Origin of the sequence: Ideonella lacteola (genome assembly GCF_038066555.1) — a bacterium.
Taxonomy (GTDB): domain Bacteria; phylum Pseudomonadota; class Gammaproteobacteria; order Burkholderiales; family Burkholderiaceae_C; genus Ideonella; species Ideonella lacteola.
Window position 1 is genome coordinate 216,487 of the sequence record NZ_JBBUTG010000011.1, and the last position, 26,068, is coordinate 242,554.

The following is a 26,068-nucleotide window of genomic DNA, read 5'->3' on the forward strand; positions in this document are numbered from 1 at the left end:
CTTTGACCGCCTTTGACCGCCTCCGACCGCCTGCAGCGTCGACGCTCAACGCCCCATGAATCGCCCCCAGATCGTTCTGCACATCGGCACCCACAAGACCGGCACCAGCGCTTTGCAAGCGGCGCTGGACGGCTCGCGCGAACACTTGCTTCAACGCGGCGTTCTCTACCCCGACACCCGGCGCCCGCCTTGGCCTGAGCTGCCCAAGCATTGCTCGGTGTACCAGGCGGCCGCCCACGGCAGCGCCGACGAGCAGGCCCGCGAACGAGACGCCCTGCTGAGCGAATGGCAGGCCAGCCGCGCCCACACGCTGCTGATCAGCGAAGAAGGCTTGTCCGAACCCGACGAGAAGATTCCGGAGTTCTTCGCACCCTGGGCAGCGCAACACGACCTGGTGGTGATCTGCCTGTTGCGCCGACAGGACCTGTTCGTCGAGGCGCTGTTCAACCAGTTCGTGCGTGAAGCGGCCCGCCGCGAGCCCCGGCCGCTGCTCACCTTTGCGCGAGGGCAGGCCACCCGGGCCCGGCTCGATTACCACGGTTTGCTCTCTCGCTGGGCCGCCATTGGGGCACGCGTCGTGGCGATCGACTTCGATGGCGCCCAGGTGCGAGAGAACGGCCTGATGACCACCTTCGACGCGGCCCTGGCGCACGCCACCGGGCGAGAGCTGTTGGCGCTGCCCGAGCGGCGCGCGAACTCGTCACCGGACATGCGACTGGCCCTGCTGCTGAACCGGTTGAACCGTCAGCGCATCGCTTACGAACTGGCCCCGCTTCTGCAGGCCACGCGGGGCCTGATGCACCAGGGTCTGCCCCCACTGCGCCACCTGCTGGGCCGCGACGAAAGGCGGCGACTGCTGGCCGATGTCGGGGCCAGCAACGAACGCCTGGCCGCGGACTTTGGCATCAGCTTCAGCCGCGAACTGCCACAGGAGCCGTCCTGTGCGACCGAAGATCTCGACCCCGGCTTCACGCTGCAATTGCTGGCCAGCCTGACCCACAGCCCCTCGCGGCCCAGCGTGCCGAGCTGATCTCGCTGGCGACGGTGACAACGGCCAGGCCCTATGCTCCAGGCATGGCTGAGTTGGAATTGAAGTTTCAGGTGCCGCCCGAGCGGCGCAACGAAGTGATGCGGGCGATGAAGGCGGGGCGGGTCGAACGCATCCATCTGCAGGCCCGCTACCACGACACCGCAGACGACCTGCTGGGGCAAAACCGCTTGGCCCTTCGCCTGCGGCAGGAGGGCCGTGCCTGGGTGCAGACGCTCAAGGGCAGCACCGGCCACGTGGCCGAACGTGCCGAGCACGATGTGGCCCTGTCCCGCGTACCGCGCGGCGGCCCGACGCTGGACATCAACCGCCACGCCGACAGCGCAGTGGGCCAGGCTTTGCTGGCACTGCTGCGCGATCATCCCGAAGCCACGCTGCAGCAGGTCTACGCCACCGATGTCTGGCGCACCCACCGGGTGGTGGCCCATCAGGGCGCGCGCATCGAACTGGCCTTTGACGAAGGCCGCATCGTCGCGGGTGAGGCTGAACACCCGCTGTGCGAAATCGAGTTCGAGCTGAAATCCGGCCCGCCGGCCGCCCTTTTCGATCTGGCGCTGCGCTGGTGCGAACGGCACGGCCTGTGGCTGGACAGCGTCTCCAAGGCGCAGCGAGGCCAACTGCTGGCCCGCGGACGGCGCCACGCGGAACCCGTGAGCGCTCAAGCGCCCGCCATCCGCCGGGACACTGGCGCCGCCCATGTGCTGGCCCATGTCGTGAACAGCACGCTGCAGCAGATCCTGCCTAATTCCAGCGAGGTGGCCAGCGAGGTAGCCAGCGAGGTAGCAAGCGAATTGGCCGGCGGCAGCGCCACCGCCGAACATGTGCACCAGTTGCGGGTGGGGTTGCGGCGGCTGCGCACCGCCCTGCGTGAGCTGAAGTCCCTCGGCCCGAGCCCTTGCACGCCAGAAGACACCTCGGCGCTGGAGCACGCGTTTGCCCAGTTGGGCATGGCGCGTGATCAACAGGTGGCGCTGGAACACATCGTGCCCATGCTGGAGGCGGCCGATGCGCCGTGGACCGTGGGGCCAGCGACGGCGCAGCACGCCACCCGCGCGGCAGAGGTGGTACGTGCAAGCGGCTTCCAGATGGCGCTGGTGCGGCTGTTGGCCACCACCTTCCTCTCGCTTCGCGAGCCTGACGACAGCGCGCCGCCGGCACACCACATCGCCCGGCGCCTGCACAAGCTGCACCGGCGCGTTGCCCAAGCGGCCGATGGCTTTGCCGAGCTGCCGGTGGCCGAGCAACACCAGACCCGCAAGCGCTTGAAGCGTCTTCGTTATCTGGCCGAGTTCGCCGCTCCGCTGTTCAAGGCCAAATCGGTCGATCGTTACCTCGCGGCCCTGAAACCGGCCCAGGATGCGCTGGGCCTCTTGAACGATCAGGCCACGGCCGAGGCCGCGTACCGGCAGTGGGCCGGCACCGAGCCACGGGCTTGGTTCGCCGCGGGTTGGCTGGCGGGCCGCCACGACGCCAGCGCGCGGCAATGCGGTCGGGCGTTGCGTCGGGTGGCCGAGGCGAAGCCGTTCTGGCGCGGATAGACCGCCGCCGCCCAAAAGGGCGGGGTGAGCGCCTTCACCCTCGCACTTTTACTCACACAGTGCTCAGGCGTCGGCCAGCACGGTCCACGGCACATCGATACACTCCGGCCATGCGCCGACTCGTGCTCATCTGCCTGCTGTGCCTGCTGCCGCTCCAATGGAGTGCGGCGGTCGCAGCTTGCTATGCCGGGCATGACGGTGGCGCACCGTGGTCGAAAGCCTCGGCCGAGTCGCCCTGCCAACTGGTCTTGACGGGCGACAAGACGCCCGAGACCGGCAACACCGGCCCCGCGTCTGGCGCGGCCGACGACGACCACTGGTGCACTGCCGACGGCCACGCCGACGATCCACTCTGGCTGGCCAGTCCCTTGGCCAGCGCGGCACGGCCGCCGTCGGCCCGGCCCTGCTTCGAGTACAACGCCCCTACGGGCTCGCACATTCCTGAAGGCCCCGAGCGCCCGGACAGGCTTCGCGCCGTCTGATCCGGCGCCGTCGTCACACCCTCGTTGTGGCGGTACACATCGACGAGCGCCGAGTTCCATCCCGCTGGGTACCCATGACCTTCAGGAGAATTCGATGCGAAGCAAGACGCTGGCCCTGGTCAGCACCCCCACCACCTCATCGCTGTCGACCGGCATCATGACGAAGCCGCTCGCGCCGCTCAGCCCCACCGAGCAGCCCCAACCGGCTGAAACCGCGGGTCTGGCTCGCCCGCGCCAGCTGGACCTGCCGAACATCGGCACCGCCCGCCCCATGCTGGGCGAGGTGGCCACCCCGCTGCAAAAGTGGGCCAGCCAAGACCTGCTGGCCGGCGCCGACGAAGCCATCATCACCCACGGTGATCAGGTCTACCGGCTGCGCCGCACGCTGACGGGCAAGCTGATCCTCACGAAGTAGAAGGGGATGGCACCTGGGGCAGCCGCATCAGCGCCTGCCCCATCCTGATCCGCGCACCCGTCTGGATGCCCTCGGCCAGGCTGAAGCCTGGCGGGGTGAAGACGATGATCGTGGATCCGTGCTGGAACCAGCCCAGTTCGTCCCCTTTGAGGCAACGGGCACGACAGGCGATTTCATTCGGCCCGCGGTAGCGCAGGTGCAGCAGCAGATTGACGAAGTGCAGCCTCAGGCTGGCCACCAGGATGGCGGCCACCGGCACCAGCGCGATCGGCTGCCCTGAATCGAGCCGCAGCCGCAACACCGCCCGCTCATTGCGGCAGAACAGCTTCTCCACCCGTTTGAGCGCGATCGGGTTGACGTTCCAGGTGTCACCGGACAGGTAGGTGACGTGCTGCACCTCGCCATCGGCGGGGGCGTGGAAGCGGTGGTACATCGCCGAGGTCAGTCGCAGCGTCACGTACTGGCCGTTCTCGAACGTCCGGGTGTCCTGGCTCGGGCCGAACAGCTCGCGCAACTCATACGGGTAGCCCTTGGCCTGGAAGACCGTCGTCCCGGCCACCGGGCCGCAGGCGCCCACGATCGCGTCGCAAGGGCTGGCGAGCACGGCGGGATCGCCATCCACCGGCCGAGCGCCCTCTTTGAGCTGGCGGGTGAAGCAATCGTGCAGGCTCTCGAAGCGCTGTTCACGGGCTTCGCTCAAGTCCAGGTCGGTGAATTGCCGCCAGACGGCGATCGACAGCCGGCACAGCCAGGGGTGGCGAATCTGGCTGAACCAGCCCATGAAGCGGGTCAGCGCGATGCGCGGCACCCGGTTGGTGAGGAGAAAGTTCAAGTCTTCTTGCTGGACCAGCCGCTGCAGGCTGAGGCGTTTCATCGTCATGTCAATGGAACCCGGTCAGATGGGTGGTTCTGTGGTTTTCGATCGCGACACATGGATGACACCCTCGCCCTCCTGGCCGCTCCCGCGCTGGCGCTCGGCGCCGTCGGCTGGGCTTTGCCGCGCGCCTGGCGGCGGCTGCAGCTCTCGCGCGCCAAGCACCGCTCGCTCACCGGGCATGCCCGCATGGCCAAGCGGGTGGCCTCGCTGATCCCGGGCTATGCGTACGACGAAGCGGGCTTCTTCGGCTCGGACAACGCGCCCGCTGACTGGCAGGCTCGCCGACGCTCCGGCTTCGAGCGGCTGGCGCAGGTGTTTGGCGAACGTTTTCCGCGCAGCGCCACGGCCACCGCCGAGCTGCGCGCATCGCTGCCGGACCTGCAGTTCACCGGCGCCTACCGCGTGCCGTTCCAGTACAGCCCTTACCTGCGCGAGCACCTGAAGATCGGCAACGTGCTGCGCGCCTCGGCTGGCGTCATGGTCGAAGATCTGGATGGCAACCGCTTCTTCGACCTCACCGGCTCGTACGGTGTCAACCTGCTGGGCTACGACGCCTACAAGCAATGCATCGCCGAGGCCGAGGCGCGCGCCCGATCGCTCGGCCCGGTGCTGGGCGGCTACCACCCGGCCCTGCTCGACGTGGTGGGCCGACTGAGGTCGCTGTCGGGCCACGAGGCGGTGTCGTTCCACATGTCCGGCACCGAGGCCGTGATGCAGGCCGTGCGTCTGGCGCGCTATCACACGCAGCGCAGCCACCTGGTGCGGTTCTGCGGCGCGTACCACGGCTGGTGGGAAGACGTGCAACCCGGCCCGGGCAACCCCGTGCCGCCGCGCGACACGTACACCCTGAAGGACATGGACGAACGCAGCCTGCAGGTGCTGCGCACGCGACGCGACATCGCCTGCGTGCTGGTGAACCCGCTGCAGGCGCTGCACCCGAACTCCGCCGCCCCGGGGGATTCGTCGCTGGTGGATTCCAGCCGCCGCGCCCAGTTCGACCGCGAGGCCTACACGGCTTGGTTGATGCGCCTGCGCCAGGTCTGCAGCGAACGCGGCATCGTGCTGATCTTCGACGAGGTGTTCGTCGGCTTCCGCCTGGCCCGCGGCGGCGCGCAAGCGTATTTCGGCGTTCGAGCCGACCTCGTCACCTATGGCAAGACCTTGGGCGGCGGCTTGCCGGTGGGCGTGGTCTGCGGCAGCCAGGCCTTGATGCAGCGCTTTCGCAGCGATCGCCCGGCCGACATCTGCTTCGCACGTGGCACCTTCAATGCGCACCCCTACGTCATCTGCGCGATGCAGGCCTTCCTGGAGCGGCTGGATCTGCCGGAGGTTCAGGCCCTGTACAACGGCCTGGACGAGCGGTGGAACGAGCGCGCCGAGCGCTTCAATCGGCGGCTCGCCGACGCGGGTGTCCCGGTGAGGGTGGCCCACCTGTCGTCCATCTGGACGGTGACCTACACCGAGCCCTCGCGCTACAACTGGATGCTGCAGTTCTACCTGCGTCTGCATGGCCTGGCCTTGAGCTGGGTGGGCACGGGGCGTTTGATCTTCAGCCTGAACTACGGGGATGCCGAGTTCGATGCCGTACTCGACCGGTTCACCGCCGCCGCACTGGACATGAAGGCCGACGGCTGGTGGTGGACAGACCCCGCGCAAACCAACCGGGGCATCCGCCGCCACCTGTTGGCGGAGATGCTGCGGCGGCGATTCCGAGGCGACTGAGGCGCCGAGCAGGCCGCCGCCGTACGCGGCGGCACCTCAGCCCCTCAGCCCCTCAGCCGCTCAGCCCCTCAGCCTTCTGCGCGCCCGCGATCAGCGTGGCTGCACCTCGGCCACGGGTGCGTCAGACTCGGCGTGCACATGGTGCATCGGGTCGATCCACTCGCCGCGCAGCAGGTGCCACGGGGCCTTGTGATAGAGCCAGATGTCGTGGAACGGATCGGTGAGGATCTTGCTCATCCACACCAGCCCCTTGGCCAGGCTCTGCTGCCAGGCCAACTGCGCCACGCGGAACAGCAGCCCGGTGACGCCGAGGAAGAACCACGCCATGCCCACATCGTGGGCATAGGCCTCCCAACCCACCGCCGGCTCGATCAGGCCGAAGAGGCTGGGCTGCCACCACAGCAACACCGGCAACGAGACCCACACGCCCATCAGCACGATCTTGCGGCGGATGTTGTAGCCGACCTTGATCGCTTCCTTGTAGTCGTCGGTGGCCTGGTTGACCTCGTCGTAACCCCGCGGCTCGAAGAAGAAGTGGCCCGCCTGGCGGGTGGTCATCGACACGCCCCAGGCGAGCAGCGCCGCCCACGCCGGATCGATGAACACCAGCCCATAGGCCACCAGGAAGCTGATCGCACTGACCAGGTGCAGGCTCTGGTTGATTCGGCTGTGGTGGTAGTAGCGGTGGTCGTCCCAGCGCTGGATGGCCAGCTCTTTCAGGAAGGCATTCACGTTGAACCTCGATGACGGCAAGGGGCACCGGGCCGCAGGGCCGCGACGCCGGCATGACACGATGGTGACCACCCGATGTGAAACGGCCGTGACGCGCCACGGGCCCCTCGGTCTGTCATCGAACTGTTGTGCGAGCCCGGCACGATGCGCACATGAAGCCGAGCGCCCACCGGACCGACACTCCAGGCATCGTCGTCGACAGCATCGCCGCGCCGCGGCGCTCGCTGCGCATCGCCTGCGTGACCGAGACCTATCCCCCCGAAGTGAACGGCGTGGCCACCACGATGGCCCGCTTCGTCGAGGGGCTGCACCGCCGCAATCACGATGTGCAGCTGATCCGGCCGCGCCAGGCGGCCGAACCGGCAACGGTCGCGGCCGATGCCCCGCCGCGCTTCCACGAGGTGCTGATGCGCGGCCTGCCGATCCCCAAGTACCCCAATCTGCGCATGGGCGTACCGTCCAAGCGAGCGTTGGTGCGCCTGTGGTCGACCCACCGTCCGGATGTGGTGCACATCGCCACCGAGGGGCCGCTGGGCTGGTCGGCCTTGCAGGCCGCCTTGCACTTGAAGCTGCCGGTCTGCTCGGACTTTCGCACCAACTTCCACGCCTACAGCCGGCACTACGGCGTGGGCTGGCTGCATCGGCCCATCATGGCCTACCTGCGCAAGTTCCATAACCGCACCCAGTGCACCATGGTGCCGACCGAAGCGTTGCGGCGAGACCTGGAGTCAGCCGGCTTCCGGCATGTGAGCGTCGTCAAGCGCGGTGTCGATACCGAGCGGTTCAATCCGCAGTTCCGCAGCGCGGCGCTGCGCCGCCAGTGGGGAGCCGACCCCGACGACCTGGTGGTGGGCTATGTGGGCCGGCTGGCTGCCGAGAAGAACTTCGCCACGCTCAACGACGCCTTCGAAGCCATTCGCCGCATCGACCGCCGGGCGCGGCTCGTGTTCGTGGGCGAGGGCCCCTTGCGCGCCGAGTTGCAAGCCCGTTGGCCCGAGGCGGTGTTCGCCGGCCAGCAGGTGGGCGAGGCCTTGTCGGCCCACTATGCGTCGCTGGATCTCTTTCTCTTCCCGAGCCTGACCGAGACCTTTGGCAATGTGACGCCGGAGGCCATGGCCAGCGGCCTGCCGGTGGTCGCGTTCGACTATGCCGCGGCATCGCAGGTCATCGAGCACACCCGCAGCGGCATGCTGGTGCCCATGGGCGACGCCGCGGAGTTCGCACGCCTGGCCGCGCTCATCGCCAGCCACGGCCCGCGCCGGGCCGCGATGGGCCAGGCGGCACGCGACGCTGCACTGAGGCTGGGGTGGGACGAGGTGGTGGCGCGCTTCGAAGGCGTGCTGCTGCAGGTGATCGCGCAGGCCGACGAACCCTCGCAGGCACCGATGGGCCAGGCGGTCCCGCTGGCTTAGCGGCGGCTCACGCGCGCCGCATCAGCCATGCCATGGCCGCGGCGATCGCCAGGCCGAAGATCCACATCACGGGCACGATGGGCACGTCGCCCGCCACCAGCGCCGCGTAGCCTGCCAGCATCACGAGGATGCTGGCGTTCTCGCTGCAGCCTTGCACCGCGATCGAGCGCCCGGCGCTGAGCAACTCGTGGCCACGGTGCTGAAGCAGCGCATTCAGCGGCACCACCATCAGCCCGCCCACGATGCCCACCGTGGCGAGCAAGGGAATGGCCAGCGCCAGGTGGCCCGAGCATGCCACCACCGGCATCATCAGGCCCAGCACCACACCGGCCGGCAGCATGCGCTTGGCCTGCGCCAGGGGCACCCAGCGGCCCGCCACCGACGCCCCCACCACCACGCCAACCGCCACCGCGGCCTGAAGGTAGGCCGCCTGGTCAAGCGTCAGGCCGAGCCGATCCACCGCCCAGCGCAGCACAGCGAACTGCAAGGTGGCCCCGACGCCCCAGAAGATCGTGGTGACAGCGAGCGACAGCCCGCCGTCACGATCGCGCCACAGCAGCAGATGATCGCGCCAGAAAGCCCGCGCCAGCACGACCGGGTGGATCTGGCTGGCGGGGTAGCGTGCGCCGCTGTCGGCCACGCGGATGTTGAAGGCGCCCGCCAACGCATACAGCAGCAGCAACCCGGCCAGCGAGGCGGTGAGCGCGCTGTGGTCGGCCACCACCGGCCACGCCGCCAGCCACCGGCCCGCGGCCTGCACGGCCTCGGCACCCAGCAGCCACGGGCTCACCAGACCGCCCCCCAGCACGGTGCCGAGCAGCGCCGCGCCAACCACCGACACCTCGATCCAGCCGTTGGCCGCCACCAGTTGGCGCGGCGGTACCAGCTCGGTGATCAAGCCGTACTTGCAAGGCGCGTAGGCCGCCGCCCCGAAGCCGACAACCGCAAAGGCCAGCACCGGGTGCAGGCCCGCCAGCAGGGCCAGCACGCCGAGGGCCTTCACCCCGTTCATCACCGCCATCAGCCGCGCCTTCGGAAAGGCATCGGCCAACGGCCCGACAAACGGCGCCAGGAAAACATACGACAGCGTGAAGCTGAACTTCAACAGCGGCGCCCACCAGCCGGGCCACCCCTGCTCTTGCAGCAAGGCGATGGTGACGATCAACAGGGCGTTGTCGGCCAACGCCGAGGTGAACTGCGCCGAGATCAGCCATCGGAAGCCAGGCGGGAAGCGGCGGTCGGGCGTGTGCATGGCCCGGCATTTCAAAACGGGTGTGTGACAGTCGGACCGCTCGCTCACCCCCAGCTGGCTCAGGCCGGCGGACTTCGCCGCGTCACTTGGTGAGCAGCGAGTTCATCACCTTCACGCCCAGCAATTCGCCGGAGCCGGTGGAGACCTTCGAGATCTCGCGGTAGGCGCTCGCCTGCACCTTGGCGGGCAGCGGCACGAAGCGGGCCTCCCGGGCCAGCGCGTCGCCGCGCAAATAGGCCCAGACGATGAAGCTCAGCGTGCGCTCGGCTCGCTCGCGGCTCTTGGGCACCCGCGGCAGCGCCATGTAGGTGCCCATCGTGATCGGCCAGGTCCGCGTGCCAGGCACATCGTTGATCGTCGCGAAGAAGTCACCCTCGCGAAACCACGCGCTGTTCATCACCGCCTCGCGGAAGCTGTCCACCCCCGCGGCCACGAAATGACCGTCGGCGTTCTTCAGCGACACGTCGACCAGACCTTCCGACACCACATAGTTGTAGTCGACATAGCCGATGGCGCCGGCCGTCGCGCGCACGGCCTTGGCCATCTCGGCGCTTCCCTTGACCGCCGTCACCTCGCCGGCCCATTCGAGCTTGGTAGCCGCCGGGTGACGCTGCTTCCAGGCAGCGTGCACGCGCCCCAGGTAGTCGCCGAAATGGTAGGTGGTGCCCGAGCCATCCGCGCGGACGATGCGGCGAATCGGCAGCGCGGGCAGCTTCAACTCTGGGTTGAGCATCTGAATGGGCGCGGCGTCCCATTGGGTGATGTCGCCCAGAAAGATTCTGGCGAGCACCTCGCCGCTCAGGCGCAGCGCCCGGGGCGCCACGCGAGGCAGGTTGACGACGGGGACGACCCCGGTGACTGCGGTCGGGAACATCACCAGCCCATCTCGCTCCAGCTCCTGTCGAGGCGCGATGACGTCCGAGCTGCCGAAGTCAACCTCGCCGGCGCGGATCTTCGCCATGCCCGCGCTCGATCCAATCGGGGCGTAATCGAGGCTGTCGCCGCGCAGCTTGGCGTATTCACGCCCCCAGGCGGAGTAGATCGGGGCCGCAGCCGACGACCCGGCGCCGCTCAATGGAGCGACTGGCGCCGTTTGGGCGCCGCACGGGCCCACCAGGCCCAGCAGGCACAGGACGAGACCACCGGCCCACGGGCGGCAATGGCGAGGCAAGAACAGGACGGACATGGGTACTGCGATCAAAGTGCGGGAAACGACACTGCGCCTCCGGAGAATGCGGCGGCACGCTCGGTCACCAACGCCACCGGACCTCCGGCGGCAAAACCGCGCATTGTCGTCGTGGCGACGATGTCCAGCACCTGGCCAGCGTCATCGAGCCTGTAGGGGGCCCGGCACGAATGGCTGCACAGCCCCGCAGGCCAGACCGTCAGCAAGGATCACGCGCCCGCCCATCCCCCCAATCCAGGCCTTGCGGTCCCCCACAGAGCCCGGTGCAGAATGCGCGCAGGCATCGGCGCACCGTCGCCGTGCACTCACCCAGGGGATTTGACATGCCAGGTTCGATCGATCGCCGCCATTTCATCGCCCAAGGGACCGCCGCCGCGATGTGGCTCGCGGCACCGCTGTCGGCACGTGCCGCCGCGTTTCCGCGCTATCGCATCAGTGACCTGGGAGACCTCGGCGGTTCGACCATCTCGGTTCGCGGCATCAACGACGCCGGCGTGGCCGTGGGCATGGCCACGCGGCACGACCTCGACAAGGCCGGCGTCGCCTTCATCTGCGACGGCGGCCCGATGCGTGGCCTGCGCATGGAAAAGCGCAGCGTCTCGTCGGCGGCGGCGGCGATCAACAACGCGGGCGTGGTGGCCGGTTATGACGTCGACCGTGCCGACGCGCACTTCACCCACAGCGCCTGGACGTGGAATGGCTCGGCGCGGCAGTACTTCACCAAGCAGGCCCTCACCGACAGCACCTACACCACCGACATCAACGACGACGGGGTGGTCACCGGCTTCGTCTACCCCTCGGCCGCGGTGCTGTGGCGCGACGGTCAGTTGATCGACCTCAGCACCGAGACCGGCCTGTCGTTCGTGCAGGCCAACGCGTTGAACCACGCTGGCGACGTGGTGGGCGTGGCGCTGGGCCGCAAGCGGCGCTTCCAGTCGTGCCTGTACCGTCACGGCGCGGCCACGCTGCTGGACATCTTCGGCACCCCCGAACACGAGGCCACCGACATCAACGCCGCCGGCCAGGTCTGTGGCCGCTACACGCAGGTGGTCGATGAACGACGCTGCTATGGCTACCTTTGGCAGGACGGCGTGGCGACGGAGCTCGGCCAGTTGCCCGGGCCCGAGCAGGCCATCTTCCCCGCGGCGCTGAACGATGCCGGCATGGTGGTCGGCACCTCGGTCGTCACCGCCTTGGTGAGCCCCCGCGTGCCGCACGCGTTCGTCTGGCAGAACGGCAGCATGGTCGACCTGAACCGGTTGATCGACGGCGACCGCGACGGCTGGGTGCTGAACAAGGCGGTTGACATCAACAACCAGAACCAAATCGTCGGGCAGGCCACGCGGCATGGCGTGCCGCGCGCGTTCATCGCGACGCCGGTGTAGGCACCCACCGGGCCGCGATGCATCGCCGCGCCGGGGCCGCACGCAACGACCCCGACAGGCCTCAGGGCTGCGAGCGAGTCGTGGTCGGCTCTTAGAGGAAGCCGGCGTCGTACTCGACTTCGACCCCCTTGGACAGGGTGCCCCACAGCGCCAGCTTGGTGCTCCACCAAGCGGCCCCACGGAAAACATCCCTTGCTGGGCGTGCGCTCACCGCGAGGACGAATCGTTTGAAGTCGCGGCCATCCGGCTGGACGCCGACCCCTTCGAACTAGGGACATGAGTGCACAACGATGACGCCCCTAACTTCATTGTTGAGTGTATCAATTTGACACTAACGTGCAAAAAGCACGCATCAACTGTGACCGTCAGCCTAGGATGAATCGTCCCTCCCGTCACGCGGGCCTGGGCACCGATCCAACTCGAACATGGAGGCCACACTTGAGCAGCACCCTGGCGCCCACCGGCGCTCGCCAAGCAGTCCCACCGCCTTGCCAGGACTCACCGCCCCGCGCGGATGAACCGGCTCACCCCGCACCCTGGAAAGAGCGCTGGCAACGTCGTTGGCGCGCCGGTCGCCTGCAGGCCATGGTCCAGCGGCTGGAGCTGCGTCCCGGTGACAGCATCCTCGATCTGGGCGGCAACATCGAAACCTGGGCGTTGACCGATCAGGCTTTTCGCGTGACGCTGCTCAACACCAACGAGGCCAGTGCCGGCACGCTGCGCCCCTGGCGTCTGCCGACGAATGGGTGCGAGTGGAAGGTGGAGGTCGGTGATGCCAGCGATCTCAGCCGTTATGCCGATGGCAGCTTCGATGCGGTCTTCAGCAACAGCGTGATCGAGCACCTGGGCAGCGACGATGCCGTCGCCCGATTTGCCCGCGAGGCGCAGCGGGTCGGCCAGCGCTACTGGGTGCAGACACCTGCCCACACCTTTCCCATCGAAGCACACACCGGCCTGCCCTTCTACTGGCGCTACCCTGAACGCTGGCGGCGCGCCTGGGCCGGGTGGCAGGATCGACGGCACGCCCACGAGCCCTGGCACTGCCCCTTGGCGCAGACCACCTACCTGCCTTTGCCCACCCTCCAGCGGCTCTTCCCGGGGGCGCAGCTGTACACCGAGCGGGTGGCCGGGTTCGCCAAGTCGTGGTCGGTCTATGGCGTGGGCCAGGGGGGCAGGTCATGAGCGCCGCCAACTGGTCTCGCCTGTGGTCGCTCGGCCGACAGCGGGTCGCGCAAGAGTGGCGCGAAGCGATCGAGTTGAAGACAGGCCTTCCGCTGTCGCGGCCCTTCGCCATCCGCGCGCACCCCACCGAACGCTGCAACTACCGGTGCGGCTCCTGCGCCTGCTGGCGCTTGGACGACTACCCGGCCGAGATGACGCTCGCACAGTGGCAAGACGCCTTCGCTGGCTTGCAGGAGTACGTCGGCCGATTCAACGTGCAGTTCGCGGGCGGCGAGCCCTTGATGTTCAAGCCGTTCCTGGATCTGGTGCAGTGGTGCGACGAGCGTGGCCTGCACTGGGGCATGATCACCAACGGGTCGGCGTTGACGCCCTCGGTGGTGTCCCGCCTTGTCCGGGCCCGGCCCACGAACATCGACATTTCGGTCGATGGCGCCACCGACGCCGTGCATGACGCGTCGCGCGGCACGCCGGGCTCGCTCGCCCGGATCCGCCAGGGCTTGCAGCGCCTGCGCGCCGCGCGTGATGCGCAGGGGCACCGTTTCCCGATCCGCCTGAAAGCCACGGTGCATCGGCACAACCTGCACGACATGCCGGCGCTGGTGGAGTGGGCAGTGGCTGCCGGCGCCTCGTCGGTCGACTTCAGCCCGGTGCGCCCGTGGACCGACGAGGTCTCCCGCGACCTGTGGCTGCGGCCGGCGGATGAGGCGCGGCTGCAGGAGACGGTGGAGGCGCTCGTGTCGGCCAAGCGCCAAGGCGCGCCCATCGAGACCGAGGAGCGGCGCATGCGCTCGTGGCCGGCACACTTCCGTGGCGATGCGGTTCAGCCGACCCGCACCCCCTGCCGTGTCGGTCTGCGCGACTTTCACATCCTGGCCAACGGCGACGTCCGTACCTGCTGGGAGTACCCCGTCATCGGCAACATCACGCGCCAAGGTGCACGCGAGATCTGGACGAGTGCCCTCGCACGCGAGCAGCGCGCGCAGACGCTCGGCTGCTCGCTGCTGGGGTCACCGCGGTGCGCCAGCTCGTGCCTGTCGCACCGCACGATGACGCAGGACTGGCAGCGCGTGATGGTGCTGGCGCCGCGGATGCGCTGACGACCCTCCCCGGTGCGCGGCGCGTCAGGGCGCGCCGCGCCAGCGGATCAAGGCGAAGCCCCGCTCCTCGAAGACCATCTCGTAGGCGTTCGCCTCGTCGGGTGGCAGCTTCTTCAGGTGCTCCACCTGCACCAGCGCGAGCTCACCGGGCCGCGGCGCGCGTCGCGGCGCAGGCTGGCCCCGGTAGAGCGCGAAGCTGGGCTTGTGCAGCTTCCACTGCACGGCCAGCTCGGGCCGATCACGCGCGAGCACGCCCGCGTCGCGCACCGGCCCTTGCAGCAGCGTGCCCCACCAGGGCAGGCCAAAGCCAAGCAGCACCAACGCCACCACGCACGCCGACAGCAGCGGTGTCGCACTCGGCGCCAGGCCATCGCGCAAACGCGCCGGTGCCACGGCGAACCCGATGATGACGCCCGCAGCCACCACACCGGCCATCATCAGCCCGGTCGGTGACGGCGGGTGGGCCAGCAAGGCGCGGTATTCCGGTTGCTTGACCATGTTGGCGATGGCCGGCAGAAACCAGGTCGGCAGCACGAAGGCGGCCAGCAGCAGCAGGGCCGCCAGCGCCAAGGCCCAGCGCATGCGCGGGCCGCAGCGCTCGAGCTCGACCGCCATCAACAGCACGAACGGCGTGGCGCCGTAAAGCACGTAGTGCGGCAGCTTGGTGCCCGACAACGAGAAGAACACCAGCACAAAGCCGCCCCACCCCAGCAGGAAGCGGCCGAAGGGCTGCTGCCAATGCGACTTGGCACGCCACAGCACCGCCAACAGCAAGGGCGCCCAAGGCAACAGCAGCAAGGGCAGCACCCCCAGGTAGTAGCCCACGCCGCCGCCGTGCTGCTCCATCGCGCTGCTGTAGCGGGCCAGGTTGTGGCGCACGAAGAAGCCGTCGATGAAGGCCTGGCCATGGCGATGCAGCGCGTAGGCATACCAGGGAGCGGCGATGCCCACCAGCAACGCCCAGGCGGGCCCATCGGTGATCGCCTGGACGATGCGCCGCCACGCCGCCCGCGCATCCCATCCGGTGATCAGCCACATGCCCGCCGCCGCGACCGGCACCAGCACGGCCACCGGCCCCTTGGCCAGCAGGCCCAGCCCCATCCAGGCAAATGCGCGGCGCAGCGGCGCCTTGTCTTCGGATTCGAGCCAGCGCCAGGCATCGGCGATGGCCATCATCAGCAGGAAGTTCAGCAAGGCATCAGCGGTCGCGGCGCGTCCGATGGCCAGCACGCCCAGGCTGGTGGCCAGCATCAGAGCGGCGCTGATCGCCGTGCGTTCGCCCAGGCGTGGCCGGGCCAACGCGAACAGCGACAGCGCCCAACCCCAGGCGCACAGGGCCGATGGCAGGCGCAAACCGAATTCGTTCAGCCCGAACACCGAGACGCTGACCGCCTGCAGCCAGTAGACGAGGATGGGCTTGTCGAAACGGTCTTCGCCATTCAGCGTGGTGTGGCCCCAATCGCCGCTTTGCAGCATCTCGCGGGTGGCCTCGCTGAACGCACCTTCGTCCACATCGAACAGCGGCGCCCCACCCAGCTGAAACACCGCCAGCAACAACAACGCGAGGGCGAGGGCCCAGGGCATGCGGCGCCGCAGCGGCTGGGGGTGCCCGCTCGGGCCTGCGGCGTAGGCCGTCGGCGCGTTCATCGGCCGCCGGCGCTCATCTCATGCCACGCATCCGCATCGTCGAGGGGCGGCTGGTGCATGGTGTGGTACTGCCTCGCATGGCCGCCTTCGTAGTAGATGCGGATGAGCAGCTCCGCCAGCACACCCGTGCACAGGAACTGCAGGCCCGCGATCACCATGAAAAAGCCCAGGATCAGCAAAGGCCGACCACCGACCGACTCGCCCAGCAGCTTCAATACGCCGAGGTAGCTCAGGATCATCGTGCCCATCGCCCCGATGCCCAGGCCGACCGTGCCAAAGAAGTGGCCGGGTCGCGCCCCGAAGTTCAGGAAAAAGTAGACCGCCAGCAGATCGACCAGCACGCGGAAGGTGCGCGAAATACCGTACTTGGATTCACCCGCCGTGCGGGCATGGTGGCTCACGGGCACTTCCGCCATGCGCGATGGCGAGGTCACCGTGGCGAGCCAGGCGGGAATGAAGCGGTGCATCTCGCCATACAGACGTATCTCGCGCAGCACCGGCGCCCGGAAAGCCTTGAGGCTGCAGCCGAGATCCTGGAACTTCAGGTCGGTCACACGGCGGATCAACCGGTTGGCGAGCATCGACGGGAACTTGCGCAGCGCAAACCCGTCCTGCCGGTTCTGGCGCCAGCCGGCCACCAGGTCGTAGGGCTCGTTGAGCAGCTTGGCCACCAGCAGCGGGATGTCCTGCGGGTCGTTCTGAAGGTCGCCGTCCATCGTCACGATGACGTCGCCACGCGCGGCATCGATGCCGGCCTGCATCGCCGCCGTCTGGCGGAAGTTGCGCAGCAGGCGCAGCACCCGGATGTGCGGCCCGACGGTGGCGGCATGGTCTTGCAGCGCGCGGCCGGTGCCATCGCGGCTGCCATCGTCGACAACGATCAGCTCCCACGGGCACGGATAGGCGGCCAGCGCCGCCTGCACCGCGTCGATCAGCGGCCGCGCGTTGTCGATCTCGTTGTACATCGGCACCACCACCGACAGGCGGTGGGGCTTCAATTGGGCGAGCGCCTGCAGACGCGCGGCCGGCAGGTCCACGGCGGTGGCCGGTGGCGTCAAGGTGGGGGTGCTCATCGAGTCTAGTCCAGTGAAACGGAGAAATCGGATGTTCGTAGGCACCTGCTGGCGATGCAATCAAGGCGCCAAGCGCAGCCGGGTTGGACACCCGGCGAGCATTGGCAACGCCGAGTGCGCCGCTGGCAGGTGCCCACCCTGTGGGCCGGTGCTTGGCAGGGCGCGCCGCGGCGTTGCGACCCTTGCCCAGGCATACAGCCTGGGCTGCGGGCCGCGCCTTGCCGCGCGCCCTGCCAAGCACCGGCGAACATCCGATTTCTCCGTTTCACTGGACTAGTTCTCCAACAACGTCGCCCGGGGTTCGCGGGCCCAGGGCATGATGATCGCAGCCGCGGCGAGTGCCACGGCCAAGGCAAAAGCATGCAGGGCCAGCGCGCCGGCGGCGACTTGCGCGCTGGCCGCGGCGCCTGCCGCACTGCCATCCAGACGGGCGGCGGCCCAAACGCCGGCCTCATAGGTCCCCAAGCCGGCCGGCCCCTGCAAGGGCAACACCGAGGCCAGTTCGCCGCCCAGGGCGCCGCGCCAGGCGGCCAACGCATCGAGGGGCGCCAGCGCCTGCAGCACCAGGGCGAACACCGCCAGCTTGACCAGCCAGTTGGCCGCGCACAGGGCCCAGCCGATGCGGTCGTTGCGGTGGGTCAGCCAGGCGGCTTCGAAACGGCCGACGGCAGGCACACGCGCCGAGGCCGCGGCCAACAAGCGCCCGCCAAACCACAGAGCGGCGCCCCATGCCACGCCCAGCAGCACGGCCCAGCCCGCGCGCATGCCGGCCGACACCGGTGGCAGCCACAGCGCCGCGAGCGTGGCCAGCACGGCCGCGTCCTGCAGCCGCAGCCACAGCAGGCTGCGCAGCGAATCGCCCAGCGGCACCCCGAAACGGCGCTGCATCAGCCACGGGTAGCCGGCCTCGCCCGCCCGGAGCGGCAGCACCACGATGGCGGCGTTGTGGGTCAGGAAAAGTGCGAGGCAGGCCACGAAACCTGGGGCCGTGCCGCGGGCCGGGTCGGCGGCGAACCACGAGCCCCACTCGCGGCGCAGCCGCTCGGCGCGCAAGGCGTAGCTGGTGCACAGGCCGGCCAAGGCCAAGGCCCAGAGCCAGACCGGCGTGACCGCCACGGCGGCGGTCAGCGGCGCCAAGTCCAGGTGCCGCAGCAGCCACACCAGCAGGCCGAGGCCGAGCACGCTGGCCAGCAGCAGACGCGTCCAGGGGCGGCGCGCGGCATCGGACGTCGAAGGCATCGTGGGCACGGGAAGAATGGCGCGCGATGGTAGCAGCCGCTCACTCAAGCACTGCGCCCAGAGCCCCGAGTGCAGTGTTTGATGCTGGGCGGAACTGAAGAAAACCGATGGATTGGGTCGTCTGGCGAGGCGCAAACCACAGCGATGCCCGGTGGCATCGCGAGGATTTGCAACGGCGCCAGGCGGCCAAAGGCACGGTTTTATGTTCCGCACAGCGTCGAACACTGCACAAGCAGCCCTGCCCGGGCACCGACGCCAGGGGGCGTCTATCATCCCCGCCCGATGTCCCAGAAGATCCTCGTCACCGGCGCTGCCGGATTCGTCGGCGCCCACGTGGCCGCCGAATTGGCGCGCGCCGGCCACCGGGTGACCGGCGTCGACAACTACAACGCCTACTACGAGCCGCGGCTCAAGCACGACCGCGTCGCGGCGCTGCTGGGCCCGCTGGGCGTGCCGTGCCAGGTGTTGGACCTCTGTGACGCCGCCGCGACCCGGGCGCTGCTCGCCGACGGTGGTTTTGATGCGGTGATCCACCTCGCTGCGCAGGCTGGCGTGCGGCACTCGATCAAGGCACCGGGCGACTACATCCAGTCCAACCTGGTGGGATTCGGGAACGTGCTCGAAGCCTGCCGCGAGGCCGGTGTGCCGCATCTGCTGTATGCCAGCTCGTCGAGCGTCTATGGCTCGCGGGCGGACGCGCCCTTTCGCGAAACCGACCGGGTCGACCGGCCCGCCTCGTTGTACGCCGCGACCAAGATCGCCAACGAGCTGATGGCGCACACCTACGCCAGCATCCACGGGCTGCGCTCGACGGGGTTGCGCTTCTTCACCGTCTACGGGCCCTGGGGCCGGCCCGACATGGCGTACTTCTCGTTCTCGCGCCGCATCCGCGCCGGCCAACCGATCACGCTGTTCGCCGAAGGCCAGTTGCTGCGCGATTTCACCTACATCGACGACATCGTCGATGCGGTGATCGGCCTGCTCCATGCACCCGCCACCGTGGACAAGCCCACGGAATCCGACATCTACAACCTCGGCCACCACGTGCCGGTGAAGGTGGTTGATTTCGTGCGCACGCTGGAAGACGCGCTGGGCTTGAAGGCACAGATCGAGTTCGGCCCGATGCAGGCCGGCGATGTGCCGGTCACCTGCGCCGACGATGGCCGTTTGCGGGCCCGCATTGGCGACTGGGCCTGCACGTCGCTCGCCGACGGCCTTGGCCGCTTTGCGCGCTGGATCGAGGCCTGGGAGCCTGCGCCGGGCGCCTGATCGGCGGCCCGGCGACAGCGCAGCAACCGAGGCTCAGCGCACGGGCGTCAGCACCATCGCGTGCTTCGCGCCGTCGATCTCGCCGGTCAAGGCGATCTGGCCCGCGGCGTTGATGCCGACCGGCAGCGTGTACTTCACCTTGCCAGCCAGCGGATCGGCCGGATCGATCAGATCGGCGATGTCGTGCAGGCCGTTGGCGGCGTCCCAGTAGGCGGCCCGGAAGAAGTTCTGCACCATGAGGCTGCCCACCACCTGGCCCGCAGCGTTGATGGCTTGCGCCCGGACCTCGTGGTCTTCATAGGGGCCGTCGGCGGCGATGTCGCGCATGCCGGATTCGGCCGACCAGATGAAGCCCCGCGACCGGGCCCCGGTGCCGCTGACGCCCACGACTTCGCCATGGACGTTGATGCCCAGGGCCTGGCTGTTGCACGCCTGGACATCGTCGCCGCCGATGCAGCCGAGCCGCTTCGCGCGCCCCCTGGGTTCGACGAGCAGTGCGCGCATGCGGCCATCGGTCATCACCATCGTGCCCACCGCCTGGCCGACCAGGTTGATCGCATAGCCGTAGCTGCCGCGCGCATCCGGCGGGTTGCGATCGACCATGCCCTCCGATGCGCTCCAGACGAACAGGTGCGGCGAACCGTCATCGGTCATGGCCGTTCCCACCACCTGGGCGCGATCGTTGATGGCGTTGCCAAAGCTGCTGCCGCCCGGCACCAGCCCCCCGATCAGGCGCACCCCGTTCGCCTCGGTCCAGACGAACGCCTGTGACGCGCCCTGCCCCTTCTGGTGGGTACCGACCGCGCGTGCCCGGTTGTTCAGCGCGCCCAGGTCGTTGCGACCGCTGGTGAGCGACACGTCCCACCAACGGGTTCCGGTTTCGGCGGACCAAATGAACGGCCGGATCGCGACTTGCTGGTCGAACAGCCTCGCCTCGCCCAGCACCTCGCCCGCGTCGTTCAATGCCACGGGCTGCGTCGACGTGGCCCCTTGGGGAATGCCCAGGTCGGTGACGCGGTAGGTGGGTGCAGCGGACCAGGCCGTGGCGGCCAGGCCGAAGCCGAGCGCGGCCGTGAAGCGGGCCATCTGCAATTGCGCAATCTTCAGCAAGAACGCCTCCATGGTGGGGTGCAAGCCCCGACGATAACCGGTTATCTCCGCAGTCCGCGGGCGTTCTGCCAAACATCGTTCCTGCCGTCGGAAAGAAAAAAGCCCGACCGAGGTCGGGCTTCGCGGGACAGCCGCTCACCGGCTGTCCAGACACCACAGGTCAGCGCACGGCGCGCTGGGCGGCGTCGAAGAAGACCAGGTCGCGCGAAGGCACCACGTCAGCGGCCAGCACGCCTTTGAGCACCGTCAGGTCTTTCCACTTGGCGCCAGAGCCGGTGCCGTCGGTGTCGATCTGGAGGCGGGCACCGGTCGTGCCATCACGCAGTCGAACGACCTTGTCGGCGATCGGGTCGGTGCCGCTGTAGCCGATGTTCACCAGCAAGGCACGCAGGTCGATGCGATCGACACCCGGAGCGAAGTCGAGGATGGTGTCCTTGGCGTCGCCCATCTTGGTGTAGGTGAACACGTCTTCGCCGTTGCCACCGGTGAGCTTGTCTGCACCACCCGCGCCGATCAGCTGATCGTCACCAGGGGTGCCGACCAGCTTGTCCTTGCCTGCGCCGCCAGCGATGGTCTTGACCAGGTACAGGCCGGCCACGACCGGATCGTGGTCAGACGAACGGTACGGTGTCGCGCTGTAGTAGTCCGGGCCGCAATTCGCGCACAGCGGCTTCTTGAACTCGGTGTTGTAGTCGATCACCGACGGCTCGTCGGCGTTGATGTGCCATTCGGTCGCATCGGTGAACTGCGCGGCCATCGAGGGCGTGGCCAGGGCATGGTCGAGGCGGCCGGCGGCACCGTCGAAGACGAACGAGTAGCCGAAGCTGTTGAAGCGCGCGATCTGGTCGGCAAAGCCGGCATCTGCGAATGCCACCACCGGGTCTTCCTGCGCGTAGGCGTTCATGTCGCCCAGCAGCAGTGCACGGTCGGTGCCTGCCCCCGAGGCGAGGCCTGACACCCAGGCGGCCGTGCGTTGGGCCTGGCTCACCCGGCGCCCGTTCCAGCAACCTTGGCCATCACCGGCGTCGAAGTTGCCGGCGTAGTCCGGGTCGGTCTCGGTCGGGCAGCTGCTCTTCGACTTCAGGTGATTGACCACCAGCGTGAACCGCTCGCCGTTCAACGCGGCGAAGGTTTGCGCCAGCGGCGGGCGGTTGTGGATCGCATCGGTGTCGCTCTGCGCCGCATTGACCGGCGTCAGTCGTGCCGGCTTGTAGATCATGGCCACCTTGATCGCGTCGGTGCCGGTGCCCGTGCCCGGGTCGGCCACATAGGCGTAGGTGCCCGCCCCGACCTTGGCGTTCAGGCCATCAACCAGGTTGCCGACGGCCTTGGCGCCGTTGTTCTGCATTTCCATCAGGCCCAGCGCATCGGCGTCGACCGCGGCAATGGCTTCGACGATCTTGGTGCGCTGGCGCTGGAACTCAGCCAGGTTGTTGGCACCACGGCAGTTCGACGGCGAGCTGACGCCGTCCAGCGTGCAGCCCTGGCCGGTGCGGCCATCGACGTCGGTGCCGTCGGTGAAGGTGGTGAAGAAATTCAGCACGTTGAAGCTGGCCAGCTTCAGGTTGCCAGGCTGCGGCGCGGGTGCGTCGGTGCGAGGGTTGTCGCGCGTGAAGTTCACAGCGCCCACCGGGTGCAGCTTGTAGTCACCAAAGCCCGTGTTGCTGCTGGTGGCCAGGCCGTAGTCGACCACGCCGGTGACCGAGGCCACCGTGTCGCCACTGCGCAAGGTGTTGCCAGCGCCGATGTAGGGCGTGGGGTCGGGGTTCTGCACTGTGGTGCCGTCATCCAGGATGATGCGGCTGCGGGCGTTGGCATCGGCCAGCGCTTCGGCTTCGGCGGTGCCGGGGCGGTAGCGGTTGGTCGGCGTTTCCATGCGGCCGTTGGCCGACAGCGTCACCTGGCCGTAGCGGCCTTGGAAGTAGTTCTGCGAGACGGTCAGCGGGCCGTTGAGGGTGACCAGCATGCCTTCGACGCGTTCGAGGTCGTCGTTGGTGGCTTCGGGGAAGCTGATGACCGTCGGCGCGATCGTGTTGCCGCTGGACAGCACGTTCACGTTGGCCACACCGGTCAGCTCGGTGACGGGGTGGGCCGCGGTGTCGGCATTGCCGGCCGCGCCGGTGTTGAACTCGGCGATGTTGGCCGTCAGCTGCACCCACTGGCCGACGGAGACCGTGGGCGCCGAGCCGGTGAAGGCGAAGATGCCGTCGGAGGTGGCCGGGTTGCCGTCACCGTTCGGGTCTTGCAGGAAGAAGCCGTTGTTGTTGACGCGGGTGACCACGCCAGACGTCTTCACGGCCTGGCCGACGAACGGGCTGGTGCTGCCACTGCCCTGGATGTCCATGATCGTGCGCTCGGTCGGGCCGTCGCCGCCGCAGGTGCCCAGCGGCGAAGCGGTGTTGCGCGGGGCGGGGGCGCCGGTGGCGAAGTCGCCCGCGTTCTGGTCAGTGTCGGTGCAACCGGCGGCCGCACGCAGATCGGCGGTCGTGTTCGAGGGGGCCGGCGCGGGGCCGCTGCCTTCATAGTAGTTGGCGGTGCCGTAGCCGACCAGGTCGACGATGGTCGGCGAGTTGGGCTTGTCACCCGTGAGCGCGACGGTGCTGTTGACCAGCGCCACCTTGCCGCCGGAGGCGCTCATGAAGATGGTGCCGGTGGCGTCCGGCGTGGGCAAGTCTTGCGTACCGCCGGTGCCTGCCGCTTCTTGCACCAGGTAGTACTGGCGAGGCTGCAGCACCACGCCTGTCAGGTCGGTCTTGAACCAGGTGCCCGTGCCGGTGGTGGAGTTGTACTGCACCGACCACCCGGCCAGCGACACCGGGCTGCTGCCAGCGTTGAACAGCTCGACGAAATCGTTCTTCAGCGTGGCGCCCGAGTTGCCACCACCACCGTAGACCTGGCTGACCACCACACCGGAGGTCGAAGCGAAGGCGGGCCCGACGAGGCCCGCAGCGATGAAGGCGGCGAACAGCGGCCGCAGATGGAATCGTTTGCGCATGGGAGGGTGTCAGAGATCGTTGGAATGAGGCCGCGTAGCCTAACGATCGAGCATGACACCGCCGTGTCCTCCCGCAAGTTACTTACATCACTTACGCAGACACGGCCGATGGCGCTGCGCCCCTCCCGGGCGCGCCGCTCACTCCAGCTTCAGGCGTTGCAGCTGAACCACGCGCTTGTAGGTCATCAGCTCGTCCTGGATCTGCTTGGCGAAGTCGGCCGGCGAGTTGGCGATGATGATCGAGCCGGTGTCCTCGATGCGTTTTTTCACCTCCGGCATCTCGACCGTCTTCTTGACCGCCGCGTTGATCTTGTCGACCAGCTCCTTGGGCAGGTTCGCCGGCGCGTGGAAGCCGTAGTAAGCCATGCGATTCACCGGCGTCAGCCCCACCTCGGCGAAGGTGGGCACATTCGGCAGCGACGCCACGCGCTGCGGTGCGGCCACCACGATGGGCACCAGGCGCCCGTCCTTGATGAAAGGCAGGGCCGACGGCAGGTTGTCAAAGATGATCGGCACCTGCCCCGCCACCACGTCGTTCAGTGCCGGCCCCGCCCCGCGGTAGGGGATGTGGGTGACGAAGGTCTTGGTCAGGCTCTTGTAGAGCTCCATCTGAAGGTGGCCGATGCCGCCGGTGCCCGAGGTGGCAAAGCTGTACTTGCCCGGCTTGGCCTGGATCTCGGCCAGGAACCCTTTGTAGTCCTTGGCCGGGAACGAGGGGTGAACGGCGATCACGTTCGGCGTGGCCGCGATGTTGATGATGGGCGTGAATCCAGTGATCGGGTCGTACGAGACCGCCGGGTTGATCGCCGGGTTGGCTGCGGTGGTGGACACCGTGGCCATGCCCAGGGTGTAGCCGTCGGGCGCCGCACGCGAGATCTCGGTGGCACCGACGATGCCGCCGCCGCCGCTCTTGTTCTCGACGATCACGGTGCCGCCCAGGTTGGGCCCCAGCTTCTCGGCGACGACGCGGGCGATGATGTCGGTGGTCCCGCCCGGTGCGAACGGCACGATGAGCTTGACCGGCTTGGCCGGATAGCCCTGTGCGTGGACCGGGCCCGCGAGGCAGACGCACGCCAGCGATGCGGCAACGGTGATGAGGTGGCGTCGAGAGTTCATTCGCTTCTCCGAATCAAGTGGCACTCGTTCCATCATGGCAGGAAAGAGCGCTGGCATGCTCGCGCCGGACCGCTCGGCACGATGTGTGGAAACCACTTAGCGTGCGTGCGCAGGGGCCTATCGTTTTCACTATGCTGCGCCACCATGCCTGACGCTTTCAAGAACCTGATCAATCACACCACGGTGCGTGACACCGCCCAGGCCCTGCAAATGCAATGGCCGGCGCTGGATCGACAACGCTTCGAACAGATGGCCAGCCAGGGCCTGGACGAGCTGGAGATGAAGGCCCGGGCGATGCAGATCGCCGAGGCGCTCGACGCGTGCCTGCCCGTCGACTTGCACGCGGCAGCCTCGCTGATCGAGGCCGCCCTGGCCCCGGTGCGCACCACGGATGCCGACGCTGGCGACACATCCGGCCCCGGCGCCGGACTGAACGGCTGGGTGGTGTGGTCGCTCGGCGAATTCGTGGCCCGCCGCGTCGAGCGGCAACCCGCCGATCTGCACCGCGGCCTCGACTGCCTGCACGCCCTCACCCAGCGCTTCACCGCCGAATTCGCGATCCGGCCGCTGCTTCGGGACCACCCATCGCAGGTGTGGCCCGTGTTGGCCCGCTGGGCCGCCGACCCGAGCCCCGCGGTACGCCGCCTGGCCAGCGAGGGCAGCCGGCCGCGGCTACCCTGGGGCTTGAGGCTGCACGCTTCGGTGCGCGACCCGAGCCCGGCGTTCGATCTGCTGGAGAAACTGCAGGACGACCCCGACGAGGTGGTGCGCCGCAGCGTGGCCAACCACCTGAACGACATCGCCAAAGACCACCCCGAGCTGTTGGCGGACTGGCTGGACCGCCACCTGCCCGGCGCGAGCCCGGCGCGGCAGGCCCTGCTTCGCCACGCGAGCCGCACGCTGATCAAGCAAGGCCACCCGCGCGTGATGGCGGCGTGGGGACTCGGTCGACGATTCAAGGGCGACGCGAACTTCAGCATCACGCCGGCGCGGGCCGAGGTGGGAGAGTCGGTCGAACTGGCGTTGACGCTGCGATCCGGCGCGCGCCAGGCCCAGACACTCGTCATCGACTACGCCGTGCACCACGTCACCGCGCGGGGCCAGACCTCGGCCAAGGTCTTCAAAGGCTGGAAGCTGACGCTCGCCGCCGGCGAGACGCGCACGTTGAGCCGGCGCCACAGCCTGAAGCCCATCACCACCCGCCGCTACTACGCCGGCTGGCATGCCGTGACCGTGCAGGCCAACGGCGCGCCCCTGGCGGAAGCGGGTTTCCACCTGGATTGACGGACCG

At 68.6% G+C, this 26,068-nt stretch carries 21 protein-coding genes; 11 read left to right on the forward strand and 10 right to left on the reverse strand.

What is annotated here, in order from left to right:
• The first annotated feature begins 55 nt into the window (after nucleotides 1–55).
• The 4 genes from AACH06_RS17935 (at nucleotide 56) to AACH06_RS17950 (ending at nucleotide 3,483) form a co-directional block, all read left to right on the forward strand.
• The gene (locus AACH06_RS17935) at nucleotides 56–1,030 is read left to right on the forward strand and encodes a hypothetical protein (protein WP_341427119.1); all 975 of its coding nucleotides are present in this window, start codon (nucleotides 56–58) and stop codon (nucleotides 1,028–1,030) included.
• A 44-nt stretch (nucleotides 1,031–1,074) separates the two neighbouring features.
• A complete protein-coding gene (locus AACH06_RS17940; RefSeq protein WP_341427120.1) occupies nucleotides 1,075–2,586 on the forward strand; it encodes a CYTH and CHAD domain-containing protein in 1,512 nt (503 codons plus the stop codon).
• A 110-nt stretch (nucleotides 2,587–2,696) separates the two neighbouring features.
• Nucleotides 2,697–3,068 carry a hypothetical protein gene (locus AACH06_RS17945; RefSeq protein ID WP_341427121.1) on the forward strand — a complete coding sequence of 124 codons (372 nt, stop codon included), beginning with the start codon at nucleotides 2,697–2,699 and terminating at the stop codon, nucleotides 3,066–3,068.
• A gap of 94 nt (nucleotides 3,069–3,162) precedes the next feature.
• A complete protein-coding gene (locus tag AACH06_RS17950) occupies nucleotides 3,163–3,483 on the forward strand; it encodes a hemin uptake protein HemP (protein WP_341427122.1) in 321 nt (106 codons plus the stop codon).
• Here the strand turns inward: AACH06_RS17950 and asd are convergent.
• Complete coding sequence (asd, locus tag AACH06_RS17955; RefSeq protein ID WP_341427123.1) at nucleotides 3,473–4,363, reverse strand: archaetidylserine decarboxylase; 891 nt, start codon at nucleotides 4,361–4,363, stop codon at nucleotides 3,473–3,475. The genes AACH06_RS17950 and asd overlap by 11 nt on opposite strands.
• Nucleotides 4,364–4,414: 51 nt before the next feature.
• Here asd and AACH06_RS17960 point away from each other — a divergent pair, with 51 nt between their 5' ends.
• A complete protein-coding gene (locus AACH06_RS17960) occupies nucleotides 4,415–6,082 on the forward strand; it encodes an aminotransferase class III-fold pyridoxal phosphate-dependent enzyme (RefSeq protein ID WP_341427124.1) in 1,668 nt (555 codons plus the stop codon).
• A gap of 90 nt (nucleotides 6,083–6,172) precedes the next feature.
• On the opposite strand, the gene AACH06_RS17965 is transcribed toward AACH06_RS17960, so the two are convergent.
• A complete protein-coding gene (locus AACH06_RS17965; protein ID WP_341427125.1) occupies nucleotides 6,173–6,814 on the reverse strand; it encodes a hypothetical protein in 642 nt (213 codons plus the stop codon).
• Nucleotides 6,815–6,966: 152 nt separating this feature from the next.
• Between AACH06_RS17965 and AACH06_RS17970 the strand changes: the two genes are divergently transcribed.
• Complete coding sequence (locus AACH06_RS17970) at nucleotides 6,967–8,226, forward strand: glycosyltransferase family 4 protein (protein ID WP_341427126.1); 1,260 nt, start codon at nucleotides 6,967–6,969, stop codon at nucleotides 8,224–8,226.
• A gap of 7 nt (nucleotides 8,227–8,233) precedes the next feature.
• Here the strand turns inward: AACH06_RS17970 and lplT are convergent, their stop codons facing one another.
• Together lplT and pstS are read right to left on the reverse strand one after the other, a co-directional pair.
• Nucleotides 8,234–9,478, reverse strand: a complete 1,245-nt coding sequence (gene lplT / locus AACH06_RS17975; RefSeq protein ID WP_341427127.1) for a lysophospholipid transporter LplT — start codon at nucleotides 9,476–9,478, stop codon at nucleotides 8,234–8,236.
• 82 nt (nucleotides 9,479–9,560) lie between these two features.
• A complete protein-coding gene (gene pstS, locus AACH06_RS17980; protein ID WP_341427128.1) occupies nucleotides 9,561–10,664 on the reverse strand; it encodes a phosphate ABC transporter substrate-binding protein PstS in 1,104 nt (367 codons plus the stop codon).
• A gap of 323 nt (nucleotides 10,665–10,987) precedes the next feature.
• On the opposite strand from pstS, the gene AACH06_RS17985 reads away from it, so the two are divergent.
• The 3 genes from AACH06_RS17985 (at nucleotide 10,988) to AACH06_RS17995 (ending at nucleotide 14,328) form a co-directional block, all read left to right on the forward strand.
• Nucleotides 10,988–12,049 (forward strand): DUF3466 family protein, encoded by a 1,062-nt coding sequence (locus AACH06_RS17985; protein ID WP_341427129.1) that lies wholly within the window; start codon nucleotides 10,988–10,990, stop codon nucleotides 12,047–12,049.
• A 438-nt stretch (nucleotides 12,050–12,487) separates the two neighbouring features.
• Nucleotides 12,488–13,231: a class I SAM-dependent methyltransferase gene (locus AACH06_RS17990; RefSeq protein ID WP_341427130.1), complete on the forward strand. Its 744-nt coding sequence runs from the start codon at nucleotides 12,488–12,490 to the stop codon at nucleotides 13,229–13,231.
• Complete coding sequence (locus AACH06_RS17995; RefSeq protein WP_341427131.1) at nucleotides 13,228–14,328, forward strand: radical SAM protein; 1,101 nt, start codon at nucleotides 13,228–13,230, stop codon at nucleotides 14,326–14,328. The genes AACH06_RS17990 and AACH06_RS17995 overlap by 4 nt, the downstream gene beginning before the upstream one ends.
• A gap of 24 nt (nucleotides 14,329–14,352) precedes the next feature.
• On the opposite strand, the gene AACH06_RS18000 is transcribed toward AACH06_RS17995, so the two are convergent.
• The 3 genes from AACH06_RS18000 to AACH06_RS18010 form a co-directional block, all read right to left on the reverse strand.
• Nucleotides 14,353–15,975, reverse strand: coding sequence for an ArnT family glycosyltransferase (locus AACH06_RS18000; RefSeq protein WP_341427132.1), 1,623 nt, complete (start codon nucleotides 15,973–15,975; stop codon nucleotides 14,353–14,355).
• Nucleotides 15,972–17,048 (reverse strand): glycosyltransferase family 2 protein, encoded by a 1,077-nt coding sequence (locus AACH06_RS18005; RefSeq protein WP_341427133.1) that lies wholly within the window; start codon nucleotides 17,046–17,048, stop codon nucleotides 15,972–15,974. The genes AACH06_RS18000 and AACH06_RS18005 overlap by 4 nt, the downstream gene beginning before the upstream one ends.
• 273 nt (nucleotides 17,049–17,321) lie before the next feature.
• Complete coding sequence (locus AACH06_RS18010) at nucleotides 17,322–18,287, reverse strand: lysylphosphatidylglycerol synthase domain-containing protein (protein ID WP_341427134.1); 966 nt, start codon at nucleotides 18,285–18,287, stop codon at nucleotides 17,322–17,324.
• A 282-nt stretch (nucleotides 18,288–18,569) separates the two neighbouring features.
• Here AACH06_RS18010 and AACH06_RS18015 point away from each other — a divergent pair, with 282 nt between their 5' ends.
• Nucleotides 18,570–19,556, forward strand: coding sequence for an NAD-dependent epimerase/dehydratase family protein (locus AACH06_RS18015; RefSeq protein WP_341427135.1), 987 nt, complete (start codon nucleotides 18,570–18,572; stop codon nucleotides 19,554–19,556).
• Between the two features lie 33 nt (nucleotides 19,557–19,589).
• Here the strand turns inward: AACH06_RS18015 and AACH06_RS18020 are convergent, their stop codons facing one another.
• The 3 genes from AACH06_RS18020 to AACH06_RS18030 form a co-directional block, all read right to left on the reverse strand.
• Entirely contained in the window at nucleotides 19,590–20,666 is a 1,077-nt protein-coding gene (locus AACH06_RS18020; protein ID WP_341427136.1) for a hypothetical protein, read from the reverse strand.
• Between the two features lie 160 nt (nucleotides 20,667–20,826).
• Nucleotides 20,827–23,661, reverse strand: coding sequence for an ExeM/NucH family extracellular endonuclease (locus tag AACH06_RS18025; RefSeq protein ID WP_341427137.1), 2,835 nt, complete (start codon nucleotides 23,659–23,661; stop codon nucleotides 20,827–20,829).
• A 138-nt stretch (nucleotides 23,662–23,799) separates the two neighbouring features.
• Nucleotides 23,800–24,777: a tripartite tricarboxylate transporter substrate binding protein BugE gene (locus tag AACH06_RS18030; RefSeq protein WP_341427138.1), complete on the reverse strand. Its 978-nt coding sequence runs from the start codon at nucleotides 24,775–24,777 to the stop codon at nucleotides 23,800–23,802.
• 144 nt (nucleotides 24,778–24,921) lie between these two features.
• Here AACH06_RS18030 and AACH06_RS18035 point away from each other — a divergent pair, with 144 nt between their 5' ends.
• Entirely contained in the window at nucleotides 24,922–26,061 is a 1,140-nt protein-coding gene (locus tag AACH06_RS18035; protein ID WP_341427139.1) for a DNA alkylation repair protein, read from the forward strand.
• The last annotated feature ends 7 nt before the right edge of the window (nucleotides 26,062–26,068 follow it).